General features: G+C 59.0%; 12 protein-coding genes. 4 read left to right on the top strand and 8 right to left on the bottom strand.

All coding sequences use genetic code 11. The features are described 5' to 3' along the window. Window positions 1-11: 11 nt before the first annotated feature. The gene (glpT, locus tag KOL70_RS13465) at window positions 12-1,352 is read left to right on the top strand and encodes a glycerol-3-phosphate transporter (RefSeq protein ID WP_021506959.1); all 1,341 of its coding nucleotides are present in this window, start codon (window positions 12-14) and stop codon (window positions 1,350-1,352) included. A gap of 34 nt (window positions 1,353-1,386) precedes the next feature. Here the strand turns inward: glpT and yigL are convergent, their stop codons facing one another. After that, a complete protein-coding gene (gene yigL / locus KOL70_RS13460; RefSeq protein WP_058758117.1) occupies window positions 1,387-2,187 on the bottom strand; it encodes a sugar/pyridoxal phosphate phosphatase YigL in 801 nt (266 codons plus the stop codon). 32 nt (window positions 2,188-2,219) lie between these two features. After that, window positions 2,220-3,215, bottom strand: coding sequence for a lysophospholipase L2 (gene pldB, locus KOL70_RS13455; RefSeq protein WP_058775518.1), 996 nt, complete (start codon window positions 3,213-3,215; stop codon window positions 2,220-2,222). A 103-nt stretch (window positions 3,216-3,318) separates the two neighbouring features. On the opposite strand from pldB, the gene rhtB reads away from it, so the two are divergent. Beyond that, window positions 3,319-3,942: a homoserine/homoserine lactone efflux protein gene (gene rhtB, locus KOL70_RS13450; protein ID WP_021506962.1), complete on the top strand. Its 624-nt coding sequence runs from the start codon at window positions 3,319-3,321 to the stop codon at window positions 3,940-3,942. 81 nt (window positions 3,943-4,023) lie between these two features. Here rhtB and rhtC read toward each other — a convergent pair whose 3' ends face one another. Genes rhtC through pldA form a run of 3 tightly spaced genes read right to left on the bottom strand, consistent with a single transcriptional unit; the run spans window position 4,024 to window position 7,382 of the window. Continuing rightward, a complete protein-coding gene (gene rhtC, locus KOL70_RS13445; protein WP_021506963.1) occupies window positions 4,024-4,647 on the bottom strand; it encodes a threonine export protein RhtC in 624 nt (207 codons plus the stop codon). Between the two features lie 12 nt (window positions 4,648-4,659). Continuing rightward, the gene (gene recQ / locus KOL70_RS13440) at window positions 4,660-6,483 is read right to left on the bottom strand and encodes an ATP-dependent DNA helicase RecQ (protein ID WP_058758115.1); all 1,824 of its coding nucleotides are present in this window, start codon (window positions 6,481-6,483) and stop codon (window positions 4,660-4,662) included. Between the two features lie 20 nt (window positions 6,484-6,503). Further along, window positions 6,504-7,382: a phospholipase A gene (pldA, locus tag KOL70_RS13435; protein ID WP_021506965.1), complete on the bottom strand. Its 879-nt coding sequence runs from the start codon at window positions 7,380-7,382 to the stop codon at window positions 6,504-6,506. 164 nt (window positions 7,383-7,546) lie between these two features. Between pldA and KOL70_RS13430 the strand changes: the two genes are divergently transcribed. Next, window positions 7,547-8,017, top strand: coding sequence for a thioesterase family protein (locus tag KOL70_RS13430; protein WP_031279610.1), 471 nt, complete (start codon window positions 7,547-7,549; stop codon window positions 8,015-8,017). Window positions 8,018-8,059: 42 nt separating this feature from the next. Continuing rightward, window positions 8,060-8,959: an EamA family transporter RarD gene (gene rarD / locus KOL70_RS13425; RefSeq protein ID WP_152391574.1), complete on the top strand. Its 900-nt coding sequence runs from the start codon at window positions 8,060-8,062 to the stop codon at window positions 8,957-8,959. Here rarD and KOL70_RS13420 read toward each other — a convergent pair. The 3 genes from KOL70_RS13420 to uvrD form a co-directional block, all read right to left on the bottom strand. Further along, window positions 8,930-9,982, bottom strand: coding sequence for an AbrB family transcriptional regulator (locus KOL70_RS13420; RefSeq protein ID WP_215480780.1), 1,053 nt, complete (start codon window positions 9,980-9,982; stop codon window positions 8,930-8,932). The genes rarD and KOL70_RS13420 overlap by 30 nt on opposite strands. Before the next feature lie 292 nt (window positions 9,983-10,274). Further along, window positions 10,275-11,228 carry a magnesium/cobalt transporter CorA gene (gene corA, locus KOL70_RS13415; RefSeq protein ID WP_010617090.1) on the bottom strand — a complete coding sequence of 318 codons (954 nt, stop codon included), beginning with the start codon at window positions 11,226-11,228 and terminating at the stop codon, window positions 10,275-10,277. Between the two features lie 321 nt (window positions 11,229-11,549). Then, window positions 11,550-13,712 (bottom strand): DNA helicase II, encoded by a 2,163-nt coding sequence (gene uvrD / locus KOL70_RS13410; RefSeq protein ID WP_021506969.1) that lies wholly within the window; start codon window positions 13,710-13,712, stop codon window positions 11,550-11,552. Between the last annotated feature and the right edge of the window lie 50 nt (window positions 13,713-13,762).

The following is a 13,762-nucleotide window of genomic DNA, read 5'->3' as shown; positions in this document are numbered from 1 at the left end:
GGGCCATTCTGATGTTGAGTATTTTTAAACCTGCACCACACCAGCCCCAGGTGGCGGACGATCGCGTCGATCCGCTCTATCGTCGTCTGCGCTGGCAGATCTTCTTCGGCATTTTCTTTGGCTACGCCGCCTATTATCTGGTGCGCAAAAACTTTGCGCTGGCGATGCCTTACCTGGTCGAACAGGGCTTTTCCCGTGGCGACCTTGGCTTTGCCCTCTCCGGCATCTCCATCGCCTACGGTTTTTCCAAATTCATCATGGGATCGGTCTCGGATCGCTCCAACCCGCGGGTATTTTTGCCCGCCGGCCTGATTCTCGCCGCCGCCGTGATGCTGGTGATGGGCTTCGTGCCATGGGCAACCTCGAGCATCATGGTGATGTTCGTGCTGCTGTTTCTGTGTGGCTGGTTCCAGGGCATGGGCTGGCCACCGTGCGGACGCACCATGGTGCACTGGTGGTCGCAGAAAGAGCGCGGCGGCATTGTGTCGGTATGGAACTGCGCGCACAACGTGGGTGGCGGCATTCCTCCGCTGCTGTTCCTGCTCGGCATGGCGTGGTTTAACGACTGGAAAGCTGCGCTCTATATGCCGGCGTTTGGTGCCATCCTCGTCGCCATCATCGCTTTTGCGCTGATGCGCGATACGCCGCAGTCGTGCGGGCTGCCGCCGATTGAGGCATGGAAGAATGACTATCCGCCGGATTACAGCGAGAACCACGAACAGGAGCTGACGGCGAAGCAGATTTTCATGCAGTACGTGCTGCCGAATAAGCTGCTGTGGTACATCGCGCTGGCCAACGTATTCGTTTATCTGCTGCGCTACGGCATCCTCGACTGGTCACCGACCTATCTGAAAGAGGTGAAGCACTTCACGCTGGATAAATCCTCGTGGGCCTATTTCCTGTACGAATACGCCGGGATTCCGGGCACGCTGCTGTGCGGCTGGATGTCGGACAAGGTATTCCGCGGCAATCGCGGCGCCACCGGGGTATTTTTCATGACGCTGGTGACCATCGCCACCATCATTTACTGGCTGAACCCGCCGGGCAATCCGGGCATAGATATGATCTGCATGATCGTCATTGGCTTCCTGATCTACGGTCCGGTGATGCTGATTGGTCTGCACGCGCTGGAGCTGGCACCGAAAAAAGCGGCCGGCACTGCGGCAGGCTTTACCGGTCTGTTCGGCTATCTCGGCGGATCGGTGGCAGCCAGTGCGATTGTCGGTTACACCGTGGATTTCTTCGGCTGGGACGGCGGTTTCTTAGTGATGATTGTCGGATCGGTGCTGGCGGTGGTGTTACTGCTGCTGACCATGGTCAGCGAGCATCGCCACAAGCAGCAGCAGGCGTAATCTGAGCGGGCCGGTGCATACCGGCCCGTTTTATTCAGGCGAGGAACAATTTGCGCAGCGTCTGCGGCACCGCGTCATCGGCGTTGCTGCCAATCACTTCCAGCGTCGGCAGGGTATCTTTCAGGCGCTGATGGGCGTTACGCATGATGCAGCCTTTGCCCGCCATACTCAGCATCTCGACATCATTCATGCCGTCGCCAAACGCGATGCACTCTTTCAGCGAATAGCCCAGCTGTTTCGCCACCGCTTCCAGCGCGTGCCCTTTCGAGACGCCGCCAGCCATCACTTCCAGACAGGTGGGCAGCGAGAAACTGACGTTAACCCGGTCACCCCAGCGCGCTTCAATCGCCTGTTCCAGCGGAACCAGATGCTCCGGATCGTCGCAGGTGAAGAACACTTTGCTGATGCCGTCGGTGGCCAGCATGCCGGGCTGATACACCTGATAGGTGAACACCGATTCCTGGAAAAACTCCGCTTCCTGCGGATTATGGCGGCTGATGTGCCACTCATCGTCGCGGTAAACGTGCGTCAGGATTTTCTCATCGTGATACTTCAGGCCATACAGCTCGCTGGCGATATCGCTGTCCAGATTGTGGCTGAACACCAGTTCGCCGTCGGCGTTATGCACGCGCGCGCCGTTTGAGGTGATCATATACGCCGGAATGCCGAGCTTATCGCGCATCTGACCGACGTCAATGTAGTGGCGTCCGGTGGCAAAGATAAAATGCACATCGCGCGCCACCAGTTCCTGCAGCGTGGTGCGGGCAAACGGCGTCAGACGATGTTGCGGAGAAAGCAGCGTGCCATCCAGGTCGGATGCAACGATGTGGTACATGTAGGCCTCTGGTATTGATGTCTAAGAATACATTAGTCACGGTGGCGCTGATAAAAGTCGACCACCGCATTAAGCGCTTCGGCGCGCATGGCGTCTGTTTCAAACAGGATCTCGTGACGCGCGCCCTGAATGATGTAAGGCGTGGTGCCTTCCACCGCATGTCCCGCTGCCGCCATGGCTTCACAGAACAGATCCTGCGCGCGGTTATCCACCACGTCGTCTTCACTGGCCTGCAGCAGCAGAATCGGTGTCGTAATCTGCGCCACCTGATTAAGGATATGGCGTCCGGCCTGAATCCCTTCCCGCACCCAGTGATAGGTGGGGCCGCCGACGCGAATCGCCGGATCGTCAGCGTAAAAGCGCAGATTGCGACGATAGCGTTCGCGACTGTGCGTCAGCCGGTTAATGCCAAACGGGCTGGCGCGCCAGCGTCCGGTGCCCAGCGCGTAGCCGTCGCGCAGCGCGGGCAGCTTTTCCGCCCAGTCGAGAATACGGTGCGCCAGAAACGGCGGCAGCGGCAGCACGATACCAAACATCGGCGCACAAAACACCGCCGCGTGGAAGGCCTGCGGCTGACGCGCCAGAAACAGCGCCACAATTGCGCCGCCCATCGAGTGCGCCAGCACGTAGCGCTGCTGATAGTGATGGCTGACGATCTCTTTCAGATACAGCGTTTCCAGATCGTCGACATAATCGCTGAACTCCACCACGTGTCCGCGATGCGAATCGGCCAGCAGCCGGTCTGAACGCCCCTGACCGCGATGGTCGATAATCACCACATCGTAGCCGCAGTGGAACAGGTCATAGGCCAGCTCGGGGTATTTGATGTAGCTTTCAATGCGTCCGGGCACAATCAGGATGACACGCCGGTGTTGCGGTGAGGTGAAGCGCACATAGCGAATGGTCAGATTGCCCACGCCGCTGAATTCACACTCTTCACGCTGACGCCAGAAGTCGAGCAGCGGACCGGTAGCAAAGGCTGAAAAAGCGTGCTCACGTCCGAGCCAACTCTGTTTATGCTGCTGCATCCGTCCCCCTGAAAAAACGTCAAACGCGGCTCTGCACTTAATAGCGCAGCGCGATTTTCTGGCGTATTGTGTCACACTTCACTCTCTTCAGGGAATGTCACCCATGACCATTGAATGGTGGTTAACCTACCTGTTAACCACGACCATCCTCAGCCTCTCGCCCGGTTCCGGCGCGATCAACACCATGAGCACCGGCATCAGCCACGGCTATCGCGGTGCGGCAGCCTCAATTACCGGATTACAGCTGGGTCTTGCCGTGCATATTGTGCTGGTGGGCGCCGGTCTGGGCGCGCTGTTTTCGCAGTCGGTGCTGGCGTTTGAGGTACTGAAATGGGCGGGCGCGGCCTATCTGGTGTGGCTTGGCATTCAGCAGTGGCGCTCAGCGGGCGGAATCGATCTCAATGCGGTGGCCAAAGCGATGCCGCGTCGTCGTCTGTTTCAGCGCGCGCTGCTGGTGAATCTCACCAATCCGAAGAGCATTGTGTTTCTCGCCGCGCTGTTTCCGCAGTTTATCGTGCCGCACCAGCCGCAGCTGATGCAGTATCTGGTGCTCGGCGTGACCACCATCGTGGTCGACATCATTGTGATGATTGGTTACGCCACGCTGGCGACGCGCATTGCTGGCTGGATCAAAGGTCCGAAGCAGATGAAACTGCTGAATCGGGTGTTTGGTGGCTTGTTTATGGCGGTCGGCGCACTGCTGGCCAGCGCACGTAAAATGGCGTAACGATTGGCATTGATCGTAGCGGCACGCTTTATCGCGCCCAGTTGAAACGCGCAAAAAATTGCGCCGCTACGGTTCGGGATCTTATCGGGAGATGATGAGGTGAATACCAAACCCGGCAAACAGCACGCCCGCCATACCGTCCACCCACTTCGCCATCCGCTGATACTTATCGCGCATCCACGGCAGGGCAAAAATCGCCGCCACCAGGGTAAACCAGGCAAAGGTTTCACCGACGATCAGCAGGAACAGGCCCCAGCGCTCAATCGCGCCCACATCGTTACCCACGAACAGTGAAAACACACTGCCGAAGTAGATGATGGCTTTCGGGTTAGACAGGTTGGTGAGAAACCCTTTGAGGAAGCTCATGCCACGCTTTGGCAGCTCAACCACCGGCGCTTCCGTATGAGGTTGCTTGTGACGCTGACGCGCTGAGCGCAGCAGCTGCCAGCCCATCCACAGCAGATACAGCCCGCCACCGACCATGATGATTTCATGCAGCCACGCCATTTTCTCCAGAATCAGATGCAGGCCCATCAGCGCGACACCGGCCCAAATCACAATCCCCAGCGTAATGCCGAGCACGCCCATCATCGCTTCTTTGCGCGAGCGGCTGGCGGCGGTCTGTGAGACAAAAAAGAAGTCCGGTCCCGGACTCATCAGCGCAACCAGATGCACCAGCGCGACGGTGGCAAATAACATCAGCATGGTTTATTTCCCTTATTCTTCATCAAGATGTTCTTTGATCATCAGCAGGAACGGCTTACCGAAGCGCTCCAGTTTGCGATGACCGACCCCGTTCACGCTCAGCATCTCTGAAGCGCTGACCGGCATTTGTTCTGCCATTTCAATCAGCGTGGCGTCGTTAAACACCACGTAAGGCGGAATATTCTCTTCGTCGGCGATGGCTTTACGCAGCTTACGCAGCTTGGCGAACAGCTTGCGATCGTAATTGCCGCCGTAGACTTTTGGCGCGCTGCTGCGGCTTTTCACCGTCACGGTGCGCGGTACCGCCAGCATCAGCGGCACTTCAGCGCGCAGCACCGGGCGCGCGGCCTCGGTGAGCTGCAGCGCCGAGTGCATGGCGATGTTTTGCGTCACCATGCCCAGATGGATCAGCTGGCGCAGCACGCTGACCCAGTGCTCCTGACTCTGCTCGCGCCCGAGGCCGTACACCGGCAGTTTGTCGTGGCCGTTATCGCGGATGCGCTGGTTGGTTGAGCCGCGCAAAACTTCAACAATATAGCTCATCCCAAAACGCTGCCCGGTACGATAAATGCCCGACAGCGCTTTTTGCGCTTCGACCAGGCCGTCATAGCGCCGCGGCGGATCGAGGCAGATATCGCAGTTGCCGCACGGCTGCTGGCGACCTTCACCAAAGTAGTTAAGCAGCACCAGACGACGGCAGGTTTGCGCCTCGGCAAACGCGCCCATGGCGTTGAGTTTGTGGCGTTCAATATCCTGCAGCGGCCCGGGCGCTTTCTCTTCCAGACACTTACGCAGCCACGCCATGTCAGCCGGGTCGTACAGCATCATCGCTTCCGCCGGCAGGCCATCACGCCCGGCGCGGCCGGTCTCCTGATAGTAGGATTCGATATTACGCGGAATGTCGAAGTGCACCACAAAACGCACGTTGGGCTTGTTGATGCCCATGCCGAACGCCACGGTCGCGACCACGATTTGCAAATCGTCACGCTGAAAGGCTTCCTGCACGCGTGCGCGCTGCTCGCTGTCGATGCCGGCATGATAAGCGCCAACGCTGATGCCGCGACTCTGCAGACGCGCAGCGGTGTCTTCCACTTTGGCGCGGCTGTTACAGTAGATGATGCCGCTTTTGCCGCGCTGATCCTGCACATAGCGCAGCAGCTGCTCGGTAGGCTTGAACTTCTCCACCAGCGTGTAGCGAATGTTGGGACGGTCAAAACTGCTGATCTGAATCAGCGGATCGTGCATCTGCAGCAGATGCACGATGTCGTTACGCGTGGCTTCATCGGCGGTGGCGGTCAGCGCCATCACTGGCAGCTGCGGAATGCGCTGGCGCAGCTGACCGAGCGCGCCATATTCCGGACGGAAATCGTGGCCCCACTGCGAAATACAGTGCGCTTCATCGACGGCCAGCATCACCGGATTCCAGTGCTGCAGGGTGTCGAGGAAGTTATCCATCATCAGACGTTCCGGCGCGATGTACAGCAGCCGCAGTTTGCCGCTGCGGCAGTCCGCAAACACCTGCTGCTGCTGCTCACGCGTCTGCGTCGAGTTAAGGCACGCCGCCGCCACGCCGTTCGCCAGCAGCTGATCGACCTGATCTTTCATCAGTGAAATCAGCGGCGAAACCACCAGCGTCAGCCCTTCGCGCACCAGCGCCGGGATTTGATAGCACAGCGATTTACCGCCGCCGGTCGGCATCACCACCAGGCAGTCGCGCCCTGACAGCGCGGTTTCGATGATGGTTTGCTGACCCGGACGGAACTGCTGATAGCCGAAGGTATCCTGTAATACCTGCTGCGCCAGCATTTCCTGATTAAGCACTGCCGATGTTGCCACGGTAATCCTGTTTTGACTGGTTAGAACAGATCGTTAAGCGTTACGCCGACGCCAAGACGCGTCTGGCGATGGTTATAGTCAATAAGGGATTCACCATAACCGCTGAACAGCTGCGTGTAAAAGCGCACGTGTTCAGAAATCGGATAGCTCCACGCGAAGGTTGCACCGCCGTAGCCGCTATTCCAGTTGTAGTTGCCTTCCACGCTGAAAATGCTGTCGCCGAGCATATAGCCCAGCTTCGCGCGGTAGTAGCCCATGTATTTGGTGATGTCCGGGTTATCGTCGTTGCTGGCACTTTCCGGCAGACGATACCAGGGTTTGATTTCCGCCAGGAAGTTGCCGTTCTCCGCCATCAGACGGGCGTAAGCGCGGTTCCAGCTGCGTGACGTGGGATCGCTACGGCCATTTGACTGATGATTCAGACCCAGCTCGACGTCGCGTAATGTCCAGCCGCCCAGTGAATAGTCGGTGGCCCAGCCGAGAAAAATCTGCGGCTCATAGTTGGTTTCACGAAACGGTGATGAAGCCCCCCGGTTCGACAACTGCCACCAGGAGCGCTGAGTATACGACGCGGCCAGCACCGAGTTGTCACCCAAAATGCCGCGCCACAGCGGAAACGCCAGGCTGAGCTGGAATTTTACTTCATCCTTTTTCGCTTTGTCTGCCCAGTTGTAAGAGGAAATCGCCTCTTTATTCATGTCGCTGGTGTAGGTGTAAAGCAGATAGTTATTTTCATAGGGATAAAGCACGAATGGGTTATCGTGTTTTTCCAGCAGGTTAGCGATAATACTGCCCTTCACCGCTGGTGCGTCATGAACCTCTTTCACGGTGGCTTCATCGGCCTGCGCCAGCGCAGGAACCATAAATGCCGCGGCCAGCAAGGCGTACTGCTTACGCATAGAATTCTCCAGAGCGCTGCAAAAGTTATCGTCGGGCGACGGTTCAAAAAGCACGCCATTCTACACGCAAACCCGGTGGTTGATTAGCGCGGATTTCTGAAACTGGAAAGCGGCGCGAACGCGGCATAATATACACAATTCTTTAACATCTTAAGGCAGGAAAAATGTCATCCCCGATGCTGACACAGCAGGAAGCGCGCCGGCTGATTGGCGAAATCTTTGTCTATCACATGCCGTTTAATCAGGCACTGGGCCTTGAGCTGGATCGCCTTGAAGCCGATTACGCCGAACTCGGCTTTGCCAATAAAACCATGCTGGTGGGTAACGCCGCGCAGCAGATTCTGCACGGTGGCGTGATTGCCTCAGTGCTGGATGTTGCCGCCGGGCTGGTGTGCGTCAGCCATGCGCTGTCGCGCCAGCAGAGCATCAGCGAAGAGGAGCTGCGTCAGCGCTTGTCGCGCATGGGCACCATTGATATGCGCGTCGACTACCTGCGCCCGGGCCGCGGCGAGCGCTTTGTCGCCACCAGCAGCCTGCTGCGCGCCGGGAATAAAGTCGCGGTTGCGCGCGTCGAATTGCACAATCAGCAGGGCGATTACATCGCCACTGCGACTGCGACCTATCTTATTGGTTAACTTCGCGCGGCCTGCCACACTCGCCGCTTTCTGGAATAGATGATGGATACGCAACAAACGCGTCAGGGCATTTTTTATGCGCTGGGCGCTTACTTTATCTGGGGCATCGCACCGGCCTACTTCAAGCTGGTCAAAGAAGTGCCTCCGACAGAAATTATGACCCACCGTGTGATTTGGTCGGCCCTGTTTATGCTGGGACTGATTACCCTGAGCCGCAGCTGGCGTCAGGTGCGCAGCGTGCTGGCCCAGCCGAAAAAAGTGCTGCTGCTGGCGCTGACCGCACTGACCATCGGCGGCAACTGGCTGCTGTTTATCTGGGCGGTGAATAATCAGCATATGCTGGAGGCCAGCCTCGGCTACTTTATCAACCCACTGATTAACGTGGTGTTTGGCATGCTGTTTCTGCGTGAGCGCTTCCGCCGTCTGCAGTGGCTGGCGGTGCTGCTGGCGGCCACCGGCGTGCTGGTGCAGCTGTGGCAGTTCGGTTCGCTGCCGATCATCGGCCTCGGCCTGGCGCTGAGCTTCGCGCTGTACGGGCTGGTGCGCAAGAAGATTCAGGTTGATGCACAGAGCGGTATGCTGATTGAAACCGCGTGGCTGTTCCCGCTGGCGGCCATCTATCTGTTTGGCTTTGCTGACAGCGCCACCAGCCACCTCAGCGCCAATCCGCTCAGCCTGAATATCAAGCTGATCGCCGCCGGCATCATTACCACCATTCCGCTGATGCTGTTTGCCGCCGCCTGCGCGCGCCTGCGCCTGTCGACGGTCGGTTTCTTTCAGTATCTGGGGCCGACGCTGATGTTCCTGCTGGCGGTGCTGTTTTACGGTGAGAGCCTGACGCCGGATAAAATGGTGACCTTCGGCTTCATCTGGCTGGCGCTGGCGATCTTCATTCTGGACGCGCTGCTGTTTTCAGCCCGCACGCGCGTGCGCATAGCGTGAGATAAAACGGGCCATCGCCGGGCCAGTGAGCAGAATGGTAAACAGACGCAGCGTCTGCAGCGCCATAACAAACGCGATATCGACCCGGCTGCCAGCAGCAATAATCGCCACCGTATCCAGCCCGCCCGGGCTGGTTGCCAGATAAGCGGTCATCAGATCGACGTGCAGCACGCGCGTCAGCATCCACGCCAGCCCCCCGCACAACAGCATCAAGCCGATAATCGAGGCGATCATTTGCGGTAGCGTGCGCAGCGCCAGCAAAAAGATCGGCCGGGTAAAGCGCAGGCCAACGCTCCAGCCGATCAGCGCATAGGCCAGTGCCAGCAGCCACTCCGGCACCTGCAGCGTCGCGACACCTGTTCCGTGCAGCGTGGCACCCATCAGCGCCGGCAGCAGCAGCGCGCCGGACGGAATACGCAGTTTCTGCCCCAGCCACGCGCCCACCACCATCACCAGCAGCGTCAGCGCGAAGCCACTGTGCAGCGGCGGCAGCCAGACAATGTGGGCGGCGGCACCGCTGTTGCCGAGGCCGATGCGGGCCACCACGGCCGCGGCGGTAGCAACAAACAGTACGCGCAGATATTGCATAAACGCCACCAGCCGCACGTCGGCGCCGAAATCGCCCGCCATCGCCACCATTGCGGACGCGCCGCCCGGCGACGATCCCCACGCGCCGGTCGGTCCCGGCAGCGAGCTAAAGCGCACCAGCAGAAAACCGGACAGCCCGCTGGCCGCCAGCGTCAGCAGCAGCACCGCCAGCACCACCGGCCAGTCATCGAGCAGCGGTGAGAGGATCGCAGGCGACAGGCTCTGGCCGATCATGCAGCCCAGCACCGCCTGCGCCAGCACGAACAGCCGTTTGTCGATGCGCACAGTTGCGCCGCTCAGACCCATAATGGTACCGACAATCATCGGACCGAGAAGCAGTGCGGCCGGCAGGTGCAATAGCTGCAGCAGGCAGCCCAGCACCAGCGAAGCCGTCAGCAGCAGCGCCCACTGCTGCCGCAAAGAGAAACACGCCATAAGGAGGAAATCAGAAAGTGAGTTGAGGCAACAGGTTAGCAGATTAGCGCTGGCGCGTCAGGGGTAAGGCCACAGATAGCGATGGAGACGGTCGTCATGAATGACGACCCTACGACGGCCTGGCAGGTTGAACAGAACGCGCGCGTGAAGTTAACGGTATGTATGCATAACCGGTGCGTTAACCCGTAGGGTGCGCATTAATACACAATCGGTGCGTTTACGTGGGGTGCGCCATTAATACACAATCGGTGCATTAACCCGTAGGGTGCGCATTAATGCGCACCAGGTAAACTTACAGCCAGTTCTTCCGTTTGAAATAGAGATACGGCGCCAGCCCGGCGAGGATCATCAGGCCAATCGCGCCGGGATAACCAAAGCTCCACTTCAGCTCCGGCATAAACTCAAAGTTCATACCGTAGCTGGAGGCAACCAGCGTCGGCGGCAGGAACACTACGGACACCACCGAGAAGATTTTGATGATGCGGTTCTGCTCGATGTTAATAAAGCCCATCGCCGCCTGCATCAGGAAGTTAACCTTCTGGAACAGCGATTCGTTGTGCGGCAGCAGCGATTCGATGTCGCGCAGGATCTCGCGCGCCTGCTCCAGCTGATTGCCCGGCAGCCGCGCTTTACGCACCAGGAAGTTCAGCGCACGCTGGGTATCCATCAGGCACAGACGCACTTTCCAGCCGATATCTTCCAGCTCCGCCAGGCGCGACAGCGCGTCGTCGTACTCTTCGCCCTGCTGCCCTTCCATGATCACGCGGCTGAGTTTTTCCAGCGCGCTATAGATGTTCTCGATCTCATCCGCCAACTGCTCGATTTTGGTTTCGAACAGATCGAGCAGCAGCTCGTAGGCGTTGCCGTCGGTCAGCTGCTGATTGCGCGCGCGCATGCGGTACAGGCGGAACGCCGGCAGCTCACGCTCGCGCAGCGTGTACAGACGATCTTCGCGGATGGTAAACGCCACGGTGGAGTTGCCGGCGTGATCTTCAGCATCTTCAAAAAAGAAAAAGGAGTGGATGTGCAGGCCGTCTTCGTCCTCGAAGAAACGCGCCGAGGCCTCAATGTCCTCCAGCTCGGGGCGCGTTGCCAGGCTCTGCCCCAGTTCCGACTGCACGCGCTCACGCTCGCTGTCGTCCGGCTCGATCAGATCGACCCACACCGAGGTGTTGAGTTTGTCGTTGTTGTCTTCCAGCTCGATGCGCGTCAGGCGATCGCGCTCCAGTTTAAATGCGCTCAGCATAGCAATACTCCCCATTGCAGACGACATGGGACAAGGCGGTGAACCGCAGTGCTGCTGGCACCACGGGCACGGCAAAGCCTGAACGCGGAAACTTTCGCTTCAAGGGTAAATCAGTGCTGACTCGTGCGACGGGATCAAAAAGGGAGGTCGCTGATAACCGCTAAGGCTACCCGCGTTAAAGAGGTAGCCTTAGAAATTGTCCCTGTTAACCAGGGTATAGAGCCAGCATCGACTGGGCGCGTCCAAGGCATTGTCCTCTCATGATAATAGTGCGCGCATGTTACGCTGAGACGAAAAAGTCGTCAAGGTAGCGCAACCGCGCTACACGGTTTCCAGCCGGGCGTAAGCCGCCACCAGCCACTTAATGCCCTGACCCTGAAAGGCCACCTGCAGACGGCTGTGCTCGCCGCTGCCTTCCAGATTGATAATGGTGCCTTCGCCGAACTTAGCGTGGCGCACGCGCTGCCCGAGCGCGAAGCCGCTGTCGCTTTTCGCCACCGGTGTGCCCATGCGCTGATGGCTCACCGGCCGGCTCACGCTGGCGCGCAGCCGCACCTCTTCCACGCACTCTTCCGGCAGTTCACCAATGAAACGCGATGGCCGGTGATACACTTCCTTACCATAAAGGCGACGGGTTTCGGCGTAGGTGAGCGTTAGCTTCTCCATCGCGCGCGTCACGCCGACATACGCCAGGCGACGCTCCTCCTCCAGCCGGCCGCCTTCGTCCAGCGACATCTGGCTCGGGAACATGCCCTCTTCCATGCCGACGATAAACACCTGGCTGAACTCCAGCCCTTTCGCCGAGTGCAGCGTCATCAGCTGCACCGCATCCTGCCATTTGTCCGCCTGGCCTTCGCCAGCTTCCAGCGCCGCGTGCGACAGAAACGCCTGCAGCGGCATCAGATCTTCGTCTTCGTCCTGATAGCTGAACTGGCGCGTGGCGGTGACCAGTTCCTCTAAGTTTTCAATACGCGCCTGGCCTTTTTCGCCCTTTTCCTGCTCATACATCAGCCACAGGCCGGAGTCTTTAATCACCCGATCGGTCTGTACGTGCAGCGGCAGCTCAGCGGTTTCCGTCGCCAGCGCATCCACCAGCTCGCAGAAGCGCTGCAGCGCCGAGGCGGCACGGCCAGCCAGCGCTTTGGATTGCAGCAGTGCGCGCGTGGCCTGCCACAGCGTCAGCTGCTGCTCACGCGCGGTCTGTCGCACCACGTCAAGCGTGCGATCGCCAACGCCGCGCACCGGCGTGTTGACCACGCGCTCGAATGCCGCATCGTCGTTGCGGTTGGCCAGCAGCCGCAGATAGGCCAGCGCATCTTTAATCTCCTGGCGCTCGAAGAAGCGCATGCCGCCATAAATGCGGTACGGCATGCTGCCCTGCAGCAGCGCCTCTTCCAGCACGCGCGACTGGGCATTGCTGCGGTAGAGAATGGCGCAATCCTGCAGCGCGTTGCCGTTTTCATGCCAGGTTTTGATGCGATTGACGACAAAGCGCGCTTCATCCAGCTCGTTGAACGCGCAATACAGTGAAATCTTTTCGCCGTCGCTGCCGTCGGTCCACAGCTCTTTCCCCAGACGGCCATTGTTATTGGCAATCAGGGCGTTGGCTGCTTTCAGAATGTTATTGGTGGAGCGATAGTTCTGCTCAAGACGGATGGTTTCCGCGCCTGGGAAATCCTGCAGGAAACGCTGGATGTTCTCCACCTGCGCGCCGCGCCAGCCGTAAATGGACTGATCGTCATCGCCAACGATGATGACCCGGCCGCTGTCGCCTGCCAGCATGCGAATCCACGCGTACTGAATGTTGTTGGTGTCCTGGAATTCGTCCACCAGAATATTGCTGAAGCGCTCACGGTAGTGATTGAGAATCTGCGGCTTGTTGAGCCACAGCTCATGCGCCCGCAGCAGCAGTTCGGCGAAGTCGACCAGCCCGGCGCGATCGCAGGCTTCCTGGTACGCCTGATAGATACGCAGCCACGTCTGCTCCACCGGATTGCCGTAGCTTTCGATGTGCTTAGGCCGCAGCCCTTCGTCCTTTTTGCCGTTGATGTACCACATGCCCTGACGCGCCGGCCACTGTTTCTCGTCGAGGTTCATGGCTTTGATCAGGCGCTTGAGCAGACGCAACTGATCTTCGCTGTCGAGGATTTGGAAATCCTGCGGCAGCCCGGCATCCAGGTGGTGCGCGCGCAGTAAACGGTGCGCCAGGCCGTGGAAGGTACCAATCCACATGCCGCCCTGGCTGGTACCGATCAGCTGGTCGATACGGTGGCGCATCTCCGCCGCCGCCTTGTTGGTGAAGGTCACCGCCATGATTGAGTAAGGCGAGCAGTTCTCTACCGACAACAGCCAGGCGATGCGATGCACCAGCACGCGGGTTTTACCGCTGCCTGCTCCGGCCAGCACCAGCAGATTGCTGCGCGGCGCGGCGACCGCTTCGCGCTGTTTGTCATTCAAGCCGTTAAGCAGATCGGAAACGTCCATAAGCACCGTTTTAAGCAAGTAGGATGCGTATCCTGCACCGTTCGCGTTGC

It is taken from the genome of Pantoea sp. B270 (genome assembly GCF_018726825.1).
In the GTDB taxonomy this organism is placed as follows: Bacteria; Pseudomonadota; Gammaproteobacteria; order Enterobacterales; family Enterobacteriaceae; genus Pantoea; species Pantoea dispersa.
This window is presented reverse-complemented; position numbering and strand designations above follow the sequence as displayed.

Excerpts from the sequence above, each read along its gene's own strand:
- rhtB (WP_021506962.1), top strand. The coding sequence starts at position 3,319 with ATGACCATTGAATGGTGGTTAACCTACCTGTTAACCACGACCATCCTC.
- rhtC (WP_021506963.1), bottom strand. The coding sequence starts at position 4,647 with ATGCTGATGTTATTTGCCACCGTCGCGCTGGTGCATCTGGTTGCGCTG.
- KOL70_RS13430 (WP_031279610.1), top strand. The coding sequence starts at position 7,547 with ATGTCATCCCCGATGCTGACACAGCAGGAAGCGCGCCGGCTGATTGGC.
- pldB (WP_058775518.1), bottom strand. The coding sequence starts at position 3,215 with ATGCAGCAGCATAAACAGAGTTGGCTCGGACGTGAGCACGCTTTTTCA.
- rarD (WP_152391574.1), top strand. The coding sequence starts at position 8,060 with ATGGATACGCAACAAACGCGTCAGGGCATTTTTTATGCGCTGGGCGCT.
- yigL (WP_058758117.1), bottom strand. The coding sequence starts at position 2,187 with ATGTACCACATCGTTGCATCCGACCTGGATGGCACGCTGCTTTCTCCG.
- KOL70_RS13420 (WP_215480780.1), bottom strand. The coding sequence starts at position 9,982 with ATGGCGTGTTTCTCTTTGCGGCAGCAGTGGGCGCTGCTGCTGACGGCT.
- glpT (WP_021506959.1), top strand. The coding sequence starts at position 12 with ATGTTGAGTATTTTTAAACCTGCACCACACCAGCCCCAGGTGGCGGAC.
- corA (WP_010617090.1), bottom strand. The coding sequence starts at position 11,228 with ATGCTGAGCGCATTTAAACTGGAGCGCGATCGCCTGACGCGCATCGAG.
- uvrD (WP_021506969.1), bottom strand. The coding sequence starts at position 13,712 with ATGGACGTTTCCGATCTGCTTAACGGCTTGAATGACAAACAGCGCGAA.
- pldA (WP_021506965.1), bottom strand. The coding sequence starts at position 7,382 with ATGCGTAAGCAGTACGCCTTGCTGGCCGCGGCATTTATGGTTCCTGCG.